We start from the raw sequence: 20,879 nt of genomic DNA, 5'->3' as shown, positions 1-20,879 counted from the left end.
GTGGTGATAGATGTTCCCTTATTTAATTAAATTCATTCTTGATGACACAAAGGGTGAGTTCAGTAATAACCATAAAACAAATTTCCAGTAGCTTCTGGGTTCTCCCCACAGAATTCTTTTATAAGCTGTAAATACTCTTGTTTGGAAATATAACCGTCACCGTTGGTATCGAGTTGTTGAAAAATTTCTTCGTACCCACTCGCATTAAAACCAAACGCCGTGAGCAACTGCTTGTATTCTTCTAAACCAATTTTATTGTCACCATTGATGTCTATTACGTCAAACAAAGTCGCCATCGGCTGTTCCCAAGCTGCTACTGAAGAGTCACTATCTATAGCGAATTGCTTGCTGTAACTTTCAACGAATTCATCTAAAGAAACTTTGTTGTCTTTATCAAGATCGGCATCAATCCAGTACTGTTCCCACATTAACAGCAGCTGATTATGCAGATTTTCATAATCGGGTGAACCGGGTTCCCAACCACGTATCCGCGCCAAATTACTAGTAATTTGATCAAAGTCTTCTCGCTCTACAAATCCGTTTTTATCGACATCTAAGCCTTGGAAAAGAACTGCCAATTTTTTCTTTAGTAGTTCAGATATCATGAGTTAGACACTCTTACAAAGATTAACTTTTTAATACCATAAACTAGGTACAATTTCAAACATTGTGAGGAGCGCTTACATAGAAAGGCAGAGGAGAGGATCGTAGACGCAGAGCAGCGGGCGTGTAGGTAGGCAGAAGGCAGAAGGTTTGGAAGTGTTAATTGAAACTTTAGTTCTGGGTCTAAAGCCGAGTTTAGATCAATAATTATACTGAAACTGATTGCATTGAGGTATAAAACATCATTGTTTCAATCCCATTCTTTTAAGGGTGGGTTCCCTTCTGCCTTCTGAAATATCCTTTATTTCATCAAATTTATTCTTGATTACGCGAACGGAGAGTTTTACTCTCTATATTTCTTAGCAACTCTTAATTAACTTCTCCGTCTGATGTAAAAATCGCGACGGATAATCAAAATAGCGATTCCAAACAGGTATGCAGTGATATGTGCATTGATTTTGGCAGGGAAATTTGCGGTACTCTCGATTTAGCAGAGTCACGAGAATGGCTAGTCACTAATGGTATCGGTGGATACGCCTCTGGTACAGTAGCAGGTTTGCTCAGTCGTCGCTATCATGGGTTACTCATAGCAGCCCTCAAGCCGCCTTTGGCTCGTACTCTCATGTTAGCCAAGTTAGATGAAACGGCTTTGTATGTTGATCGTCTTTACCCTTTACACACAAATCGTTGGGCGGATGAAATTGTCAGTCCTCAAGGTTACCAGCACATAGAACGTTTTTCTTTAGAAGGAACTATTCCCGTATGGCACTTTGCTTGTGCTGATGCGCTCTTAGAAAAGCGAGTTTGGATGCAACAGGGCGCGAACACTACCTATGTACGCTATGTATTACGTCGTGCTTCTGCACCATTACAGCTAACACTCAAAGCATTAGTCAACTACCGAGATTATCATGGCAGTACCCAAAGCAACAACTGGCAAATGAGTGTGGAACCTGTTTCCCAAGGAATTTGTGTAACAGCCTACCCAACTGCTGTACCGCTTTATTTGCTCTGCGATCATGCTAGCACTATTCCAGCACATAATTGGTATTATGGATTTAACTTGGCTGTAGAACGTTACCGGGGATTGAGTGATAGCGAAGATCATTTACACGCCGCAACTTTCCAAATTACTCTCAACCCTGGTGAAGCCTTGACCTTTGTTGCTAGCACAGACAAGCAACCAGATTTGCATGGTGAAACAACTCTCAGACTTCGCCATGCTCAAGAACAAAAGTTAATCAATCTTTGGAAAATTAACCGTCCCTCTCACGCTAAAGAAACTCCTGCTTGGGTAAGCCATCTAGTTTTAGCTGCTGATCAATTTATTGTAGATCGTTCCTTGCCCGATGACATGCATGGCAAAACGATCATCGCAGGCTATCACTGGTTTAGTGATTGGGGACGAGATACCATGATTAGTTTACCTGGACTGACCATCTCTACAGGTCGCCCGGAAATTGCCCGTTACATTCTCCGCACTTTTGCCAAGTATGTCAACCAGGGAATGCTTCCCAATCGTTTCCCAGATGCAGGCGAAACACCAGAATACAACACCGTGGATGCTACTCTCTGGTATTTTGAAGCTTTACGCGCTTACTACAACGCCACAGAAGATGATGACTTCTTAGAAGACATGTTTCCCATCCTGGCAGATATCATCGATTGGCACTGTCGTGGTACTCGCTACAATATCCATTTAGATGCAGCAGACGGGCTGCTTTATGCTGGGGAAGCGGGAGTGCAGTTGACTTGGATGGATGCTAAAGTCGGTGATTGGGTTGTGACGCCCCGGATTGGCAAACCGATTGAAGTCAATGCCCTCTGGTATAATGCATTACGCACAATGGCTAACTTTGCTCGCCATATTCGTAAACCCCACCAAGAGTATGACGCGATCGCGGAGCGAGCTTTGGTCAGATTCTCGCGCTTTTGGAATCAAGAAACAGGTTACTGCTACGATGTTCTTGATGGGCCTGATGGTGATGATCTTTCCTTACGTCCCAACCAAATTTTTGCTGTCTGTTTACCTGAAAGTCCCCTTAATCCGACTCAACAAAAAGGTGTTGTTGACGCTTGTGCAAGAATGTTGCTGACTTCCCACGGATTGCGATCGCTTACAACTGAACATTCTCAATATCAAGGACATTATGGCGGCGATCAACTGCAACGGGATAGTGCTTATCATCAGGGAACAGTATGGGGATGGTTAATTGGCCCCTTTGTACAGGCACATCTACGAGTTTACAAAGATCCTGCCCAAGCACGGCAATTTCTTGAGCCAATGGCAAATCACCTACACGCCCATGGACTTGGTAGTCTGAGCGAAATCTTTGATGGCGATCCTCCGATGACAGCACGGGGTTGCATTGCTCAAGCTTGGACAGTAGCGGAAGTACTACGGGCTTGGTTAGCAACTGATATCATGTCTACTTGAACACCGATAAATATCAATCCACAGCAGCTTGGCTCATGTAACATTTATTACATAATCCAAAAAACTCTAAGGTATGGTAAAAAATTTTAAAATTATGGGTAACTTGTAATTGTGCTTCTAGTTCATGGGCTGGACACTGATTAATTGGAATCGAAGTACCACATTGCAGACAGGTGAGATGATGCTTATCTTGCTGCACTAAGCTATAGAGGGCTTCGCCGTTAGCCAATGTCCGCAATTGTACCATACCTTCGAGTTTTAAGGCTTCTAAAGAGCGGTAAACTGTTGCCAGACCCATACTTTGGTCGCGGTTACGCAATTCCACATAAATATCTTGGGCGGAAATGCTTTGTTTGACGGTTTTGAGAAGATTCAGAATCCGCTCTTGACTGCGAGTTCTCATAATCATTACTGTATAAGGGTTTTGAGTTTAAAAATCAAAAAGGTGCTGATTAAATGCTCAAAATGGTTATTTTCAGTGGTTTTTAGCTTTTTTCGCATCTTTTTATACTACTGCACATGCTTCGTTTATGCTGACAGATTCTATAGGAGTCCTAATTGAGTTGTGAGAAAACACGGAATCCCAGATCCCCGACTTCTCTAAGAAGTCGGGGATCTCGCCTCTCATGAATGATTTAGGATTGCTATATATGTCTTTGTGTTTTCTCATTATCCAATATCTATTTCAAAACTATTGCCATAAATCTACAACTATATCTATATCTATACTCTTTCTTTGGCTGCTGGCGTAATCCCGCGATCGCTTAATCCTTGTGAAAGTTCATTTAAAAATTTTAAATCTTCTCCCGGTAAAGACTGAAGAGGATTTTCTGTTTTTTCAAGAAAACTAAAAGCTTGTCGAAATTGACTTGGGGTTGCGTCAATGGGTGAGTCGAGATGACAAGGAATAATCCGCAAAAAATCCCAACTAGCGACTTGGTTAGCCCATTTGATAGTTTCCTGTGGATCTCGGTTCAGAATCAGAGTTTGTAGGATTGGCGCTACAAACAAACGTCCATCCCCGCGTAGGGTATGAAAAGATTGTTGCCAATTATTCCACTTAAAGGGAAACAAACCAAAATAGGCTTTCTTGGAACGATCTGGAGCGCCCAATGCATGACGAAAAACTTGCCCCGTGCCAATTACTTCTAGCGCACTTGGTCGGAAGTAAAAAGCAAATAATACAATTCTTTGCCATCCCTTACAACGGTTAGCCTCAGTATCAAAAACAATGTGGAAAGCATCGTCTTTAGCATGAAATAGTAGAGGATAGGGATCAAGTTGAACTATTGGTGGTGGTTCAGAGGGAATAGACAAGACTATATCTGTAACTAGGAGTGTTCGCGATCGCTTGTGGAAAAATGCAACTTCCGCAAATCGTCCTGGTCCCAACTCGATAGGGCCAAGAATTGCATAGTCAAACTCATTACCAAAGGGTACATCACTACTATTTGCTGGGAGTACATGAGTACGTCCCAAAGGTAAACCCAGCCAACTCAGGGGTAAATTGAGAGGAAAACTCCACTGTTTCGGGGCTACAAACACTTGTGCTTGGGGAAAGCGTCTCGCAAAAGGGCCGACAAAGACTTTATGTTCTAAACCAGAAATAGTAGGCAGGATAATATATTTAACATCCCCGTGTTCTGCAACTAATTCTTCAACTAAACGTATACACTCTGGAGTTGGTGCGATCGGTGCATAAACGAGAAGTCCACCTGTTTCTAGCTTCACAACAGTCATGCGAATTGGCACAACAACATAGAAAATGCCTTGTATCTGATCAAAAGTCCAGATCGTATCCTTAACTACTTCTTGGCGGAGTGTGCGTCGTTTGCCAAAAGGGTAGAGTGGTAAAATAGGCCAAAAAGCCCAAGACCAATCTTTTAAAGAAATACCATCCTGTTGTGTTTGCATATTTTGCCCCTTCATCGTGGTTTTTTCCACGACTCGCTCCTCCCAATCCCCAAGACTCAGAATATTTTATCTCTAATCCAAATCGCTAGACCACCTCCACGTCCACGCGCTGCAATCAAATTTTCTGTGATCAAAAAGAAGCTAAAAAACGGAAGTTTGGCAATAGTTTGATTGTAAAAATCCTCTGTTTGACTCTCACCACCTCGAATCTGTTGTTTATAAACAACACGACCAAACAAACTGATGTGCATTTGAGTAAAATCAAAAGTCAACAAGTTTTTCTTGCCTAAATATTTGGCTGGGCCTGTGAGTTTTAACAACAAGGGGCCAAGTTGTACCTGATTGCCAATTTCGCCTTTACCATCGGCTATATCTGTAGGAGCAAAACAAATGTGTGCTGATGCTAATTTTGGTAGATAAAAACCTCTACCTAATTCAATTCCTCCCCGCTTTTTAAATTTACGAGTGCCTGTGATAAAATATAGTCGCCATTGACCGAGTAAAGATGTAAAAGAATACTGAATTTTTTGTTGTTTAGTCGCTTTTTCTGCTTGTAATAAGGCATTTACCACTGCTGAAGCCTTGGGGCGATCGCCTATTTCTTTGCGATATGCAGACACAGCTTGATCAAGTATGGTTGTAAAATCTGCTAAATTTGGTGATGTTAAGTCAGGCGATCGCATTGAGTTAACCCTTTTTAAATTATGTTTGCTGTTTGCGATCGTAACAACCAATAAGTACTTAGACAAAATTAATTACACGATTTGAAAGTACCTCAACAGTCAATACTGCTTCATAAATTAAGTAAGTCGGCATAAATAAAGCTAACTTGTTGAGGTCGTCATTGGTCATTGGTTATTGGTCATTGGTAAGGATTTTAGGGTTATTTACTTTCTGTAATATAGTTTGGTTTATTCCTACCGACTTACTTAGTCTGCTTCAGCAGACTTGAACTATGAGACTGCGATTGAAATCGCAGGCGGGTTGTTATACCATTTCACAAAAATCTTGATACAAATACAGACCCTGTAGAGACGCGATATATCGCGTCTGGGACAAAATTCATATGTATCGCTATTAACGTGAAATGGTATTAAACATTTGGGATGCTCCCCCTCAACACGACTTTGAAGTACCTCAACACGAGTTTGAAGTACCTCAACACGAGTTTGAAGTACCTCAACACGAGTTTGAAGTACCTCAACACGAGTTTGAAGTACCNTGCAAGCTAAAGCATGTTTCAAGGAGATCTTTTGATTTTTTGAAGTAGTCATAAAGCAATTTGAGCTAGTAGTACAGCAACACAAGTTTGAAGTACCTCAACACAAGTTTGAAGTACCTCAACACAAGTTTGAAGTACCTCAACACAAGTTTGAAGTACCTCAACACGACTTTGAAGTACCTCAACACGAGTTTGAAGTACTAGTTCACCATATTGATTTTGACAAGTTGGCCAGATCCCCGACTTTTTTAAAAAGTCGGGGATCTAACCCCTCGCAACCTGTCAAAATTTGCGTGGCGAAGTAGTACCTCAACATGACCGATAATTCCGAGCAGGGTACAAGAAAGCGGATAAATGAAACCATCCTGAATGACTTAAAACCTGAGCCAGTCGGTCTTGAACCGACTTTAGCTTTCAGCCCAAATTTTAATTTAGGGCTAGGTGCAAGATATAAGATAACTATTAATATTTTAAGTTTTAATGTGAAATTACAGTTAAATTATAATTTAAAATTACAATTTAGAACACAAAACTTTCTCCGAAATTAAATTTTTATAGTTATGAGTATTTTATTTAATCAAACATTTCGTCTGCTTATTGCTTTTGCTACTTTATTATCTGCTGGTTTGGTCGGTGACTGTTTACATACTCAGTCCAACACTCAACAGCAAATTTCTCTAGCTTCTGTTCCACCAAAACCTATAACTACTACAAAATTGCCAGGAAATAATCTAGGTAAACAAAATGATTTTCTATCAAGAGCAGAATTGATTTCAGCTTCTGCACCATATAAGGTTATTGATGAATTTAAAAAGTATAAATATAGCGTTAACGGTAATAAAATTATTTCTGCTGCCAACTTACCAAAGAATAAAGTTAATTTCAATCAAAAAGATTTATTATTTGTCCTTACTAACACGAGAAAATATTATCAAGACCACGCTAATCAAGATCCAGATATTCTCCGAACAGGATTACTAGGAACTACGGGTGTTAGTGTCCAAGACACACTGAAAACCCTAGATTTTATGATTGCGGTATTAAAAGAAGATATCGCTAATAATCGTACGACTCGCTTACAAGATCCTAATTTTATTAATACTAATTTTAAAGTAATTAAATGGTCTGCTTATAAGCCACAGAACCCTCAGCAAAAACGGCTCAGAATTACTAAGTATGCTGTTTTCACCCATACAGGATCTCATAAAAAAACTTCTACTTATAATATACCAATTTACAGTTTAAAAGATAATTTGACGAGCGATAAATTTTATACTAGATATACCAAGCAGGATGTTTTATCAGGTATATATGAACCTGGTGGAAGAGAATATGGTAAAGTTGAACCTCTTGCTTATTTGACTCGCAAAGGTTTAGAAGAAGCCTTGATGCAAGGAACTATATTAATTAATTTTACAGATGGTACGAGAGAGTTTTTTAATGTTGATAGAAACAACGGCATGTCTTATGTGCGAGGTGTGAAACCAACAGCACAAAAGCGCTATTGGTATTTTAGAAAAGTGAATGCAATTAAAGGCTATGGATATAAGATTGACGCAAAAATTTCCATTAAGCCAGGAGTAACTTTCGCAGGCGATGTATTGAATATCGGTTTAGGTCGGGTAATTGTGATTGAGTATGGTCAAGGTAAAAGTAAACAATTAAAAATGGGAGTAATAGCCGATACAGGCGGAGCATTTTTACCAAATCTTTATCAGCTCGATTTTTTGGCAGGTATTTTTAAGACTAATAAAGATTTTACCAAGTACATTAGTCAATTACCTGAATATGCCACGGCATATATTTTAGTTAAGAAATGAATACTTTAACTCTACTGTAGAAGGATGCTCCCATCCCCAATACTGCAAGGAATAGGATTTTTCGTCATATTTTTGGGGTTGTACCAGACGCGATATATCGCGTTTCTACATGATTTAAATGTCAATTGATTTATCTTCAGGACTTACGCAAAACATAACGCGCATTTGCGGTAATTCATGAATTACCGCTACGCAAGAATAAGGTTTTCGGTCACATCTTGCGTAAGTCCTGATCTTATCCAAGCAAGAAGGATAGGGAATTCCGGCGGATTGGTTTAAAACAATTCTTCTTTAATTATCCGACCATCTTCTATATGGATGATTTTATCTGCTATGTCTAGAACTCGGTTGTCATGAGTAACCATTAAAATAGCACATCGCTGTTCCTTAGCTAGTAGCTGCATTATTTCTACAACTTCTCGACCTGATTTACTATCTAAAGCAGCAGTCGGTTCATCAGCTAAGACTAATTTGGGCTGACTGACTAAAGCACGAGCAATAGCTACCCGTTGCTTTTGTCCTCCCGAAAGATGGGTAGGATAGTAATTAACTCGATGTCCCAATTTAACAGCGTGAAGCATTGCTTCTGATTTCAAACGAGCCTGTCGGTAAGAAAGATTTTTTTGTAGTTCAAGTGACATTTGTACATTCTGGCGGGCTGTTAAGAAATCCAGTAAGTTGTGAGCTTGGAAAATATAGCCAATCTGGCGTCGTACTTGCACTAACTTTTCATTACTGGCCCCATGCAATTCCCAATCTAGAAATTTAAGGCTCCCTTCTTGAACAGATCGTAAACCGCCAATCAAAGTTAGTAAAGTGGTTTTTCCTGAGCCAGATGGACCAGACATAATTACAATTTCTCCAGATTTTATCACCAAATTAATGTCAAATAAAATCTGGCTTCGTAATGTTTTTTGACCAAAATAGTGATTGATATTTCTAACGGAAACAACAATTTCTTGTTGAAACATGAATTTATTCTGTTATGTGATGAAATTAAAAAATGTCCGCCGGATCTACAGCCCGCAATTTATTTGTTGATAAAAATGCTGAAGTTAAACACATTAAAAGTGTAGAGAATAAAATGATTAATGCCTTGTCATAACTCATAAATACTGGTAATTTAGTAGCATTACTAGCCAAATCGTATAGACTCATAGATATAAAAATGCCAGGGATATAGCCTATGATTGCTAAAATTACAGCCTGTTGAAAAACTACAGCTAGCAAATATTTATTTTTAAATCCCATGGCTTTTAATGTTGCATATTCGGCTAAGTGGCTAGATATATTACTATAAAGTATTTGATAAACAACAACTACACCAACAATAAATGCCATAATTACCATTAGATTAAATACAAATCCAATAGGTGTTCTTAGGCTCCAATAGCTTTTTTCAAAATCAATAAAACCCTGACGTGTAAACACTTTTACATCTTGGGGTAAGTGATCTGATAAACTTGCTAAAACTTTTTGGCGATCAGCACCAGGTTTGAGAGTAAGTAATCCTATATCTATATAATCAGCAGTCCGGTCTCCAAATACCTTGATGAAAGTTGAATAACTAATCATTAAATTTCCATCAACTCCAAAGGAAGGCCCAAGCTTAAACAAGCCACCAACTTTAACTTTGTAGCCAATTGTTGAATTATATCCAAATATTTCAATTCTGACAGGTTCTTGTTGCTCAAATTTCTCTGCAATTGGTCCAAACTCTGATCGAGAACCACGATCAAATAAAACTACATTCGGACGTTTGAGAAGATTTTTATTAATCTCGACTTCTGGTAATCTAAAAACAGATTCTGCTGGGTCAAAACCCAGCACGTATATAGGGAATTTACGACCATTAATTGGGTTTTTGAGTTTAGCAAATTGGACATATACAGGAATGACTGACTTGATATCATCTAACCCTAATGCTTGATATAAACGAACACGTGGAAAACTTTGATTTGAGGTCAAAGATTTATATTGAGAACTAATTATAAATAAATCTCCTGCTAAGTTTTTCTGCACTTGTGTAGCACTGTCATAGAGAGCATCTTGAAAGCCAATTTGCATGAACATCAAAACAGCAACAAACGTAATACCAGCCAAAGCTACTACAAACCGAAGTTTTTGTCGAGCCAGTTGTAACCAAGCTACAGGTATATTGTTAATCATCTTGTAAACCTCAAAACTGAGATTAAAAATGCAATTTTTTTAAGAAAATCCTCAAAATATTTCTGAAGGATTTATCTGCTCAAAAAGTATGTATCATTGAGATTTTACAAGATTAATAAGCACTTCTACTTGTAGGTTAGTAAGGGCTGCAACTCGTTGATTATCTTCTGGATTATTGATACGAATTTTGACATCAATTACTTTGTTATCTGTATCTGCTCCTGGATTGTTGCTAAAGATATTTTGTTGGGTAACTTGTAAGCCTATATCTGTTACTGTTCCTTGTATTTTGCCGGAAAAAGCATCGCTAGTGATAATTGCTGACTGACCTAGATGCACTTTTTTAATATCAGTTTCATAGACTTCTGCTACCACATACATCTGGTCTGTGTAACCTATCTGAGCAATTCCTTGATTACCAATAATTTCTCCAGGCCAAGTATAAATTTTGATGATTTGCCCATCTACAGGCGATCGCACTACACTTAAATCCAGATCAGCACGAGCTTGTGCTACTGCTGTTTTTGCCTTTTCAACCTCAGTTTGAGCTGCTTGGACATCGGTAGGACGAACTTCAGCAATACTTTCCAGCCTAGCTCTGGCTTCGCTTAACTGTTTTTGAAGAGTGTCTACTATACGGCTTCGGTTAGCTTTTGCCTCATTGAGCTGTTGTTGGACAGTATCCATTCTCAAGCGTTTAGTATCCGCATCGGATGCTGAAATGGCTCCCTGTTTGTACAACATCTGATATCGTTGATTTTCACTTTTGGCATTACGTAATTCTGCCTGTAAGCGAGCTATGGTTGCTTTTTGTGTAGACATTTCTCCATCTAACTCAGCTTCTGTACGAGCAATAGTCGCCTTTTGGGCAGCTAAATCTCCTGCTTTCGCCCCTGCTTTTACCTGATTGAGACTAGCTTGAGATACTAGAACTTGCTGTTTAGCGTTTTCTAAAGCTGCAAGACGGACATAGAAATTGTCAAGCAGTGCAACTGCTTGTCCTTTACGTACTTTATCCCCTTTATTTACAAGGAGTTTTGCCACTTGGACACCACCTTGGGAATTAGGAGCAGACAAATTAATCACTTCTCCTTGAGGCTCTAAACGTCCAAGAGCAGCAACATTAGTAATCGCAGGGGAATTAATTGGGGTAGCTGAAGTATTATTTGCAGACTGTGGTCTAAATCTAGAAAGGCCGTAGAGAGAAATTGCACTGATACCTAGAGCCATAGCAATTGCCAAAATTATAGGCAACTGATTTATAGGTATCGTAACTGGCTGCTTTTGTTTTTGCACCATGATTTATGTTTTCCTAGTTAAGGATACTACTCTCTTGCAATTATTCATGTAATTTAAGAGAGATGAATAGCAATAGCTCTCCTCTACAGTCATATTGATAGTAGAAAGTAAACCAGATCAAATTGGCTGATCATTTCGGATTTTTTTGTTGCTATCAGAGGATGGATTACAGAAAAATATCCATCACTCTGTAGCAGTAGCAGCCAATCAGGAATTTCTGTCTTCAAATTTTTACTTATTTATTTAGCACACCTCTTTTTTCCTTTTCATGATGTCTAAGTACTCGCTGCGAGTTCCATCTATACGATAGTGATCGCAAATCTGACAGAGTTTTAAAAGATCTAATCGACTAAAAACTTTCTGATGCTCAATTCCATTATCATTTCTCCATCGCCAAAAAGTTGTTCGATCAATACGGCGATTGTTTTCAGGCCATCGTCGTCTCGATAAAAACTCTATAAGTTCTTGTTCATAAAAACAGTAGCCTTTTGGCAATTTGAGGAGTTCTTCTCTTAAATTAGATAGTGGTATGAGTGGATCTAGCTCAGATAGTCTCATGCCAGCAACTCCGTTTAGTCTAGTGGAATTTTAATCAAGTAAAAGCTGAATGTCACAAGGTGGTAATCATATCTAATGGTAGATGAAGAAATAGAGTTATTAAAGTAGATAATATGTGCAATCTCATTACCTCCTACACGGAGTTTTATCTTTATTCAATTTAATCACTAACCATAGTCTTTTTGATACTCAAATGCAACTCCTATGCAACAACTTTAAAATCAAAAAATAATTGCAAGTAATTTATTAGCATGAATAGTAACAAGCATCTTTTCGCAAGCAAATATATTAATAGAATTTAGTGAAAACTGTAATTAATTCATCTATCATCAAGCAGAATAATTTGTATCATTTATTTGTAATGGAAATAACAATATAAATTTTCTCTAAAATCTAGACTTGTACAATCTATTTTTAAAATATCAAATTTTGTTCGTAGATGTTTATACATTAATCTGCGTATAACTATCTCATGTCGCCATCCTTGAATAAAACAAGTTAGAAGTAGATCCTTAAACAGCATAAATAAATAGTAATAAATAGTACATAAATTTGGAATCAAAACTCATAGATTAGATATTTTCAGAATAAATAATGTAAGCTGATTTAATAATCAAGGATGAATATTAACTTATTTTCTGTTATTTTTTGTCTTATTCTCGGATTTTCATGGCATTAACATGACATGAAAGACTGGGAATATACAATTTATATGCAATTTTGGAAGATAAACTCTTGGTAGATGAGATAGTGTTATTAAAAGTTGGACATAGGTGATGTGGCTAAAGTTATTCGCGTCCTCAAGAGAATGAAATTACAGCGATTCATGCTCTCATTAACTAGATTTGATCACCAGCGGCTAATTTTTCATGCAGCCCGCCAAACGGCTCGTAAAGCTGAAATGGCACGTATCGCAGTGCATGAATGGCTCAATCAACATGATTCTGAACTGGAAGAATGGAAAACCAAAACCGCTTCTGAGCTTGGAATTAGTATTAGCGAACTTGAACGAAGACTATTAACCGCTGCTCAAGAACAGACAGAATCTAGAAAGAAAAGTAGTGATACTGAATCAGAATGAACTACGTTGAAATTGTGACATAATTCCTCAATTATGTATCAAATTATCAACAACGAATCAATGACCAATAATGTAGTTATAGGAATCCTATCTGTTTGATAAATTTAGTAGTTGAGGTAGGGAGAACTTAACTCTAAACATGAAACATAAATTGTAATTATTTACTTTCAAAAATTAAATAGGAATCCGATATATGAATTGACACTTACCTGATAAAAAACACTTCTTTAGAATTTTATATCACAATAGTTGGTTTGTTGCATATAAGTTGCTACACAGAAGCAAGGAGTCTAGAATAAGCAGCAAGAGTCATGGATTATATTACGTACAGAAATAAATTAATCAAATTAATTTATTTCTATGAAGTAATCCAACATAAAGCTATCTCAAAACTTATGTAGCAGCCTAAAAGATATGAATTCTAACTCGCTCTGTAAAAATAATCAATGATTTATCTCCTAATTACTACTTCAAGATTATTTTGTATAGAGCCTACAAATCTTGGCTATTTCCCTACATTCTCCAAGTAAATAATGAAAATTAAGCCATGGCTGCTTCTAGAATTGAAGTTGACTTTGCACAATTACAAAAAGAAGTTAGCAATTGTGAACAAGCTTTGCACAAATTGATAAAGGTAAAAAAAATGATGTCTGCAAATGCAACGCCAACTCATAATATCAATAAAAAATTGCAACAAAATCCTGTTGCTATTATTGGAATGGCTTCTATTTTCCCGCAATCTAAAAATTTACAGGAATATTGGGAAAAAATTATTCGCCAAGTTGATTGTATTACCGATGTTCCTCCATCGCGCTGGAATATTGATGATTACTACGATCCTAACCCCAAAGCCCCTGATAAAACTTACTGCAAACGTGGTGGGTTCATCCCCGAAATCGAATTCAATCCAATGGAATTTGGACTTCCTCCAAATCTTTTGGAAGTCACAGATGTTTCTCAGTTGCTAGGTTTAGTTGTTGCAAAAGCAGCTATCGAAGATGCAGGTTATGGGGAAACAAAACAATTTAACCGAGAGCGTACTGGGGTAATTTTGGGTGTAGCCCTAGCAAGACAATTAGCAATGCCATTGGCTACTAGATTAGAGTATCCCATATGGGAAAAAGTCTTACAAAGTAGTGGCTTATCTGACGAAGATACGCAAAAAATTATCGAGAAAATCAAAAGTGCATATGTACCATGGGAAGAGAACGCTTTTCCCGGTATGTTAGCAAACATAGTTTCTGGGCGAATTGCTAATCGCTTAGATTTAGGAGGAATGAACTGTGTAGTCGATGCTGCTTGTGCGAGTTCATTAGGAGCATTAGCAATGTCAATCAGTGAACTAGTCGATCATCGAGCCGACATGATGCTCACTGGTGGAGTTGACACTGACAACTCAATTGTTGCCTATATGTGTTTCAGCAAAACACCTGCTGTTTCCCCAAGCCAGAACACCAAGCCTTTTGATGCTCAATCGGATGGCATGATGCTGGCTGAAGGTATTGGCATGTTGGTGTTAAAACGACTGGAAGACGCGATTAGGGATAATGACCGGATCTATGCAGTGATCAAAGGTATTGGTGCTTCTAGTGATGGTCGCTATAAAAGCATTTATGCACCTCGTCCAGAAGGTCAAGTCAGAGCTTTGCATCATGCTTATGAAGATGCAGGATTTTCACCTACCAGTGTTGGTTTGATTGAAGCACACGGTACAGGTACTATGGTTGGAGATCCCGCTGAATTTACAGCTCTCAAAGAAGTTTTTAGCAAAAACAATTCCCGAACACAACATATTGCACTTGGAAGTGTTAAATCACAGATTGGACATGCAAAAGCTGCTGCGGGTGCTGCAAGCCTGATCAAAACAGCGTTAGCTCTACACCACAAAGTATTGCCAGCAACCATCAACATCACTCAACCACATCCTAAACTAGGTCTTGAAAACTCGCCCTTGTATTTGAATACAAAAACTAGGCCTTGGATGCGCTCTCAAGGAGAACTACCAAGACGTGCAGGAGTGAGTTCCTTTGGTTTTGGTGGCACAAATTACCACATAGTCTTAGAAGAGTACTCTGGTGAACACGATCGCCCTTATCGTTTACATAATACCCCCCAATCAGTACTCTTATTTGCATCAACACCTGAGCAGTTAAAATCACGCTGTCAAGAAATTTTGGATCAGTTGCAATCCTCAGAAAAAGAACAGCATTATTCACAACTAATTGCGACGTGTCAATCATCAGAAATTCCTGTCACAAATGCGAGAGTTGGATTTGTCGCCGAATCTTTGACTGAAGCTTGCAAATTATTGCAGATCAGTATTGACTTGCTCACTAATAATTCACACGCGGAATCTTGGGAGCATCCCCAAGGAATTTATTACCGCAAAACGAGTTTGCCAACTGAAAGCAAAGTAGTTGCTTTGTTTTCTGGTCAAGGTTCTCAATACCTGGAAATGGGTCGAGAACTTGTCATCAACTTTCCTTGCTTGCGACAGACCTATAGCGAGATAGATAACCTTTTCTGCAAAGATGGTCTCAAACCGGTTTCTGAAATAGTTTTCCCTCCACCTGTTTTTGATCAAGCTCAAAAGCAGTCACAGGTTGAAGCATTGCAAAAGACAGAATATGCACAAGCAGCAATTGGAGCTTTCAGCGTTGGTCTGTATAAGCTATTACAACAGGGAGGATTCAAGCCAGATTTTCTTGTCGGACACAGCTTTGGAGAATTGACAGCTCTGTGGGCTGCTGGTGTTCTCAATGAGCAAGATTACTTTTTCCTGGTTAAAGCTAGGGGTCAAGCTATGTCTGCACCAAACGATCCTCAGTTTGATGCAGGAGCCATGCTAGCAGTTAAAGGTGATGTCAGTCAAGTTGAAGAAATTATTAAGAATTTTCCTCTAGTGACCATTGCTAACTTGAATTCTTCAACTCAAGTAGTTTTGGCAGGGGCGAAAGCTGAGATCACCCAAGTACAGGAACAACTGAAAGCTAAAGCTTTTTCTACCGTTTTGCTACCTGTTTCAGCAGCTTTTCATACACCATTGGTAGCTCATGCTCAAAAACCTTTTGCCCAAGCAATTGAGGGAGTTCATTTCAACGAGCCAAGAATCCCTGTGTACACTAATGTGACAGGAGAATGTTACCCGAAAGAACCACAAGCGATTCAAAAAATTCTCAAACAACACCTGATTAATCAGGTACATTTTAAGCAAGAGATTGAAAATATTTACGCTCAAGGTGGGTATTGTTTTATAGAGTTTGGCCCTAAAGGCATTCTGACCAACTTAGTGAAAGATATCCTGCGTGATCAACCTCATTTAGCTGTGGCTTTGAATGGTAGTTATCAAAAAGATAGCGATCGCTATTTTCGAGAAGCTGTTATACAGTTACGTGTCGCTGGCTTATCTTTAAAAAACCCTGATTCCTATCAACTTGAGCAGAAAACACCAGAAGTCAAACACAATAAGCAGCTGATTGTCCAGCTAAATGGTTCTAACTACGTCTCAGAAAAAAGAAAACAGGCTTTTGAAAAAGCTTTGCAAAACGGGCATAAAGTTAGTCTCCCACATACAAAAGATAACTCTTGTGAGGTAAATACCCTATCTACTCCCCCGACTCAAAAGATAGATCAGACACCCATCTCCCAACCTGATAATACACACCGTAGCCTGTCCACACCAGTTGCAAACGGTAATCAACCAGAAAAACCTTCTGATCTGAAGAAATATCCTCAAGCAAATCCTAAAACACAAATGCAAACAAGTTCAGAAGTGACTGAAAATTATCAACTACTTTTAGATAGTTTAGAATACAGCCTGATAGAATTCAATCGTAATCAACGTGATACCTTGCGTGTTCATGAACAATCTTTAAAGCATCAAACGGAATATACCAAAACCTTTTTCCAACTGATGCAGCAACAGAATTCTTTGCTGGTAAATGATAAATTTCCTCATCAAGATGCGGAAACAAAACAAATAGCCCTCTCCTACTCTGAGCGCAGCATTATGCGCTTTCACGAACATCATGGTGAGACACTGCGCGTCCACGAGCAATATCTAAACGATCAAACAGAACATACCAAAAAGTATTTCCAATTGCTCCAGCAGCATTACAGTCAGCTGCTTGCTACCATAAACATGAAACAGCCTGCTGTATTTAGCGATGAACAGACTTCTGCTGCTCCAATCGCAGTTAATGGTAGAACTACCGCATCTGTTACTGTACCCACTCACAGCTTTATAACTAATTTTGAGCCTGTTTTAATCAATGGCACAACCAATGGTGTCAGCCATGGTGGGGGTAATGGTGCTAGCAATGGTGTAAGTAATGGTACTAGCAATGGTGTAAGTAATGGTACTTACAATAGCACTAGTCATGACACCAAACCAGTTTCCATAACTACCTGTGATACTCTTGTCATTCCATCTTCATATGTACCGTCATTACCTATAACCATTGATGAATCCAGCTTCATTCAGACTCTACTAAAGATAGTTAGTGAAAAGACGAGCTATCCGGTAGAAATGCTGGAACTGTCGATGGATATAGAAGTGGACTTGGGAATCGATCCCGTTAAAAGAGTTGAAATTCTCGGAGCATTACTGGAATTGTACCCGGATTTGTCCAAACCCAATCTCGAAGAACTAGAAAAACGACGTAGTCTTGGTCAAATCGTAGAATATTTGCGGAGTCTGATCCCAGGAAATACTAATGTTGAATCTGCACCTGCAAAGACAGCACAAGAAGTTGCTTTGAATCAGGAGAGTGAGGCGGTGACGCACACGGAGAGTGAAGATCTACAGATAACTTCTTCCTCCGTAGTTCCCGTTACTCTTGCTAATTCAGAAGAATCAACTTCCTCTGTTCCATCCCTTGATTTCACTGACCTCAGTCAAATTCTGCTAAATGTAGTCAGTGACAAGACGGGCTATCCAGTTGAGATGTTGGAGCTATCAATGGATATGGAGGCGGATTTAGGTATTGATTCCATTAAACGAGTTGAGATTTTGGGAGGACTACTGGAGTTATGCCCAGATTTGCCTAAGCCCAATCCTGAAGAACTGGGAGAATTACGTACCCTTGGTCAAATCGTTGACTATATGACACAACAGGCTAATGTGCTGGAAAAAAAAACACTTCTAGCCGAGCCTTACAACCAGCAATCTGAAGTCAATCATAATATTCTCCGCAGTTCAGTTCATCTCAAATTCCTTCCTGAACCAGATATATTGGATTTTTCCTTACCTGAGAAGCATATTGCTTTGCTTACTGATGATGGCACCCCCACGACTTCAGAATTAGCTCTAGCTCTTTTGCAGCGTGACTGGAAAGTAGTTGTATTGAGTTTTCCTAAAACTTTAATTGCAGATCAATTACCTTTACCAGAAGGAATTAATCGAGTTGTGCTAGCAAATTTGAGCGAGGAGCATTTGCAAAATCAGTTAGAAGCGATCGCTTCTCAGTATGGTCAAATTGCTGCTTTTATCCATCTCAATCCCGATAGCCATGATGATCTAAGTAATCACGTCCGTTACTTGGAAACCGAGAAAGCACTCCTGCGTCACGTTTTTCTCATCGCCAAACACCTCAAAGCATCACTCAATCAAGCAGCATCTCAAGGACGCAGTTGCTTTGTTACCATAGCTCGTCTTGATGGTCAGTTTGGACTAGGCTGCAAAACCAACTTTGGTGTCATCAGTAGCGGATTATTTGGATTAACCAAAACCCTGAATCAGGAATGGGAAGCTGTATTTTGCCGTGCAATTGATCTGAGTCCTGATATAGATACTCAAACATCAGTACGGTATATCCTTAACGAACTTCATGATCCCAATCGGTTAATTGCTGAAGTTGGATATAGCTCACAAGGACGAACAACGTTAGTATGCAAGCCAAAGACACGGGGACATGGAGACAAGGGAGACGAGGGGAATACAGATGAAATACTCTCTGGGTCATCGCGTCTTCCACTGACCGTGTCTTCTTCCCAATCTCAAGTTTTTCTGGTTAGTGGTGGTGCAAAAGGAATCACCGCTCAATGTGTGATCCAGTTGGCGCAGCGTTATCAATGCAAATTCATTTTGCTGGGTCGTTCGCCTGTAGAGCCTGAACCTGTATGGGCTGAAGGCTGTTCGACTGAAGGGGAATTGAAAAAGCGGATTATGGACGATTTTATCGCCAGAGGAGAAAAGCCTACACCTCTAATGGTGCAGAAAAAGTACAAGGCTATTTCATCTAGACGAGAAATTCAAGCAACCCTGCGAGCAATTGAGGAAGCTGGTGGACAAGCGGAATATCTGAGCGTGGATATCACCGATGCAACACAACTCCAAGAGCAAGTTGCTACAGCAGTTGAGCGTTTGGGTGCAGTCACGGGAATTATTCACGGAGCTGGTAATCTAGCAGATAAGCGGATTGAAAATAAATCAGAACGGGACTTTGAAATTGTTTATACTGCCAAAGTTGCAGGTCTAGAAAACCTGCTGCGTTGTGTGCCACCTAGCCAACTCAATTATTTAGTCTTGTTTTCCTCGGTAGCAGGTTTTTACGGGAATATTGGTCAGTCAGATTATGCAATTGCGAATGAAATTCTCAACAAGTCCGCTCATCTTGTTAAACGCAACTATCCAAATTGTCATGTCGTTGCGATTAATTGGGGACCTTGGGATAGTGGCATGGTAACACCAGAATTGAAAAAAGCTTTTGCCGAAAGGGGTATAGAGGCTATTCCTATAGAAATTGGAAGTCAAATGTTAGTTGATGAACTAGCACCAGTAAATCAACAAACTACCCAAGTAGTAATAGGTAGTCCCTTAGTGTACATACCCCAGTCGTCTAACCCAGATCTGAAACAATATCGTATCGAGCGCCGATTAATCTTAGCAGCTAATCCATTTTTACAAGATCATGTCATTGCTGGTCGTCCAGTTTTACCTGCTACTTGCGCTCTCACGTGGATAGCTAATTCCTGTGAACAACTCTATCCTGGTTATAAATCATTTACTTGCTCAAACTTCAAAGTTTTGAAAGGAATTATTTTTGATGAAACTCAGCCAACTGAATACATTTTAGATTTGCAAGAAATTTCTAAAAACGATGTTGATGAGATATACTTTGATGCTAAAATATGGAGTAAGAATCTAGAAGGTAAAATTCGTTATCATTTCAGCAGCCAGATAAATATTAAGCAGCAAATTCCTGTTTCTCCTCATTATGATTCGCTGAATTTAACACAGGAAGAAATAATTTTCAATTCTAGTCAATCATTTTATCAAAACGGGGCATCGAGCTTATTTCATGGAGCTTGTTTTCAGGGTGTAAAAACTATCTTAAATGCTAGGCCCGAAAAAATAACTATAGAATGTGCTTTGTCAAATGTTGAGGAAAAAAAACAAGGACAATTTCCTGTAAAAACTTTTAATCCCTATATTGCAGATGTTCAGGTTCATGCACTTTGGCTCTGGACTCAATATTTTCATAAACAAGGTTGTTTACCATCAGAAATTAAAACTTTTGAACAGTTCGTACCTATACCATTTGATAAATCTTTTTATGTTTCTTGTGAAATAAAATCAAAAACAGAATCATTTGTGACTGCTGATGTGATTACACATGATAATCAAGGGAAAATATATAATCGCATGATTGGAGCAAAGGGAATTCTTTTGCATAAAATATTTCCGGATTAGAAGGTTCAATAAATGACAAGTAGTATTTATTCTACCTTGTCTCCTCCCACTCCTAATTTTTCTCCAAAATATACATAACCAGA

The 20,879-nt window shown here is 38.8% G+C and carries 12 protein-coding genes; 4 read left to right on the top strand and 8 right to left on the bottom strand.

Annotated features, from left to right (window positions below; all coding sequences use genetic code 11):
* Nucleotides 1-59: 59 nt before the first annotated feature.
* Nucleotides 60-605: an EF-hand domain-containing protein gene (locus B4U84_RS14390; protein ID WP_131119026.1), complete on the bottom strand. Its 546-nt coding sequence runs from the start codon at nucleotides 603-605 to the stop codon at nucleotides 60-62.
* Nucleotides 606-1,048: 443 nt separating this feature from the next.
* Here B4U84_RS14390 and B4U84_RS14385 point away from each other — a divergent pair, with 443 nt between their 5' ends.
* Nucleotides 1,049-3,040, top strand: a complete 1,992-nt coding sequence (locus B4U84_RS14385) for an amylo-alpha-1,6-glucosidase (RefSeq protein ID WP_131119024.1) — start codon at nucleotides 1,049-1,051, stop codon at nucleotides 3,038-3,040.
* Nucleotides 3,041-3,053: 13 nt separating this feature from the next.
* Here B4U84_RS14385 and B4U84_RS14380 read toward each other — a convergent pair whose 3' ends face one another.
* The 3 genes from B4U84_RS14380 to B4U84_RS14370 form a co-directional block, all read right to left on the bottom strand.
* A complete protein-coding gene (locus B4U84_RS14380) occupies nucleotides 3,054-3,443 on the bottom strand; it encodes a Fur family transcriptional regulator (RefSeq protein ID WP_131119022.1) in 390 nt (129 codons plus the stop codon).
* Between the two features lie 320 nt (nucleotides 3,444-3,763).
* Nucleotides 3,764-4,969, bottom strand: coding sequence for a DUF4336 domain-containing protein (locus B4U84_RS14375; RefSeq protein ID WP_131119020.1), 1,206 nt, complete (start codon nucleotides 4,967-4,969; stop codon nucleotides 3,764-3,766).
* Between the two features lie 41 nt (nucleotides 4,970-5,010).
* On the bottom strand, nucleotides 5,011-5,637 hold the full coding sequence (locus B4U84_RS14370) for a hypothetical protein (protein WP_131120973.1): 627 nt from the start codon (nucleotides 5,635-5,637) through the stop codon (nucleotides 5,011-5,013).
* 1,099 nt (nucleotides 5,638-6,736) lie between these two features.
* On the opposite strand from B4U84_RS14370, the gene B4U84_RS14365 reads away from it, so the two are divergent.
* The gene (locus B4U84_RS14365; RefSeq protein ID WP_131119018.1) at nucleotides 6,737-7,996 is read left to right on the top strand and encodes a hypothetical protein; all 1,260 of its coding nucleotides are present in this window, start codon (nucleotides 6,737-6,739) and stop codon (nucleotides 7,994-7,996) included.
* A 275-nt stretch (nucleotides 7,997-8,271) separates the two neighbouring features.
* Here B4U84_RS14365 and B4U84_RS14360 read toward each other — a convergent pair whose 3' ends face one another.
* The 4 genes from B4U84_RS14360 to B4U84_RS14345 form a co-directional block, all read right to left on the bottom strand.
* Nucleotides 8,272-8,967: a DevA family ABC transporter ATP-binding protein gene (locus tag B4U84_RS14360; RefSeq protein ID WP_131119016.1), complete on the bottom strand. Its 696-nt coding sequence runs from the start codon at nucleotides 8,965-8,967 to the stop codon at nucleotides 8,272-8,274.
* 25 nt (nucleotides 8,968-8,992) lie between these two features.
* Nucleotides 8,993-10,165 (bottom strand): ABC transporter permease DevC, encoded by a 1,173-nt coding sequence (gene devC / locus B4U84_RS14355; protein WP_131119014.1) that lies wholly within the window; start codon nucleotides 10,163-10,165, stop codon nucleotides 8,993-8,995.
* Between the two features lie 93 nt (nucleotides 10,166-10,258).
* Complete coding sequence (locus B4U84_RS14350; protein WP_131119011.1) at nucleotides 10,259-11,464, bottom strand: ABC exporter membrane fusion protein; 1,206 nt, start codon at nucleotides 11,462-11,464, stop codon at nucleotides 10,259-10,261.
* A gap of 243 nt (nucleotides 11,465-11,707) precedes the next feature.
* Nucleotides 11,708-12,022, bottom strand: a complete 315-nt coding sequence (locus B4U84_RS14345; protein ID WP_016864395.1) for a hypothetical protein — start codon at nucleotides 12,020-12,022, stop codon at nucleotides 11,708-11,710.
* 826 nt (nucleotides 12,023-12,848) lie between these two features.
* On the opposite strand from B4U84_RS14345, the gene B4U84_RS14340 reads away from it, so the two are divergent.
* Entirely contained in the window at nucleotides 12,849-13,103 is a 255-nt protein-coding gene (locus tag B4U84_RS14340; protein WP_017309784.1) for a hypothetical protein, read from the top strand.
* A gap of 547 nt (nucleotides 13,104-13,650) precedes the next feature.
* Nucleotides 13,651-20,796 carry a type I polyketide synthase gene (locus tag B4U84_RS14335; RefSeq protein WP_131119009.1) on the top strand — a complete coding sequence of 2,382 codons (7,146 nt, stop codon included), beginning with the start codon at nucleotides 13,651-13,653 and terminating at the stop codon, nucleotides 20,794-20,796.
* The last annotated feature ends 83 nt before the right edge of the window (nucleotides 20,797-20,879 follow it).

It is taken from the genome of Westiellopsis prolifica IICB1 (assembly GCF_004323185.1).
In the GTDB taxonomy this organism is placed as follows: Bacteria; Cyanobacteriota; Cyanobacteriia; order Cyanobacteriales; family Nostocaceae; genus Pelatocladus; species Pelatocladus prolificus_A.
The sequence above is the reverse complement of the archived record's forward strand: the minus strand, read 5'-3'. Positions and strand labels throughout refer to the sequence as shown.

What these genes read in the sequence shown, in the direction of transcription:
- B4U84_RS14390 (WP_131119026.1), bottom strand. Translation starts at nt 605, where the DNA reads ATGATATCTGAACTACTAAAGAAAAAATTGGCAGTTCTTTTCCAAGGC.
- B4U84_RS14350 (WP_131119011.1), bottom strand. Translation starts at nt 11,464, where the DNA reads ATGGTGCAAAAACAAAAGCAGCCAGTTACGATACCTATAAATCAGTTG.
- B4U84_RS14385 (WP_131119024.1), top strand. Translation starts at nt 1,049, where the DNA reads ATGTGCATTGATTTTGGCAGGGAAATTTGCGGTACTCTCGATTTAGCA.
- B4U84_RS14340 (WP_017309784.1), top strand. Translation starts at nt 12,849, where the DNA reads ATGCTCTCATTAACTAGATTTGATCACCAGCGGCTAATTTTTCATGCA.
- B4U84_RS14335 (WP_131119009.1), top strand. Translation starts at nt 13,651, where the DNA reads ATGGCTGCTTCTAGAATTGAAGTTGACTTTGCACAATTACAAAAAGAA.
- B4U84_RS14360 (WP_131119016.1), bottom strand. Translation starts at nt 8,967, where the DNA reads ATGTTTCAACAAGAAATTGTTGTTTCCGTTAGAAATATCAATCACTAT.
- B4U84_RS14375 (WP_131119020.1), bottom strand. Translation starts at nt 4,969, where the DNA reads ATGAAGGGGCAAAATATGCAAACACAACAGGATGGTATTTCTTTAAAA.
- B4U84_RS14365 (WP_131119018.1), top strand. Translation starts at nt 6,737, where the DNA reads ATGAGTATTTTATTTAATCAAACATTTCGTCTGCTTATTGCTTTTGCT.
- B4U84_RS14345 (WP_016864395.1), bottom strand. Translation starts at nt 12,022, where the DNA reads ATGAGACTATCTGAGCTAGATCCACTCATACCACTATCTAATTTAAGA.
- B4U84_RS14380 (WP_131119022.1), bottom strand. Translation starts at nt 3,443, where the DNA reads ATGAGAACTCGCAGTCAAGAGCGGATTCTGAATCTTCTCAAAACCGTC.
- B4U84_RS14370 (WP_131120973.1), bottom strand. Translation starts at nt 5,637, where the DNA reads ATGCGATCGCCTGACTTAACATCACCAAATTTAGCAGATTTTACAACC.
- devC (WP_131119014.1), bottom strand. Translation starts at nt 10,165, where the DNA reads ATGATTAACAATATACCTGTAGCTTGGTTACAACTGGCTCGACAAAAA.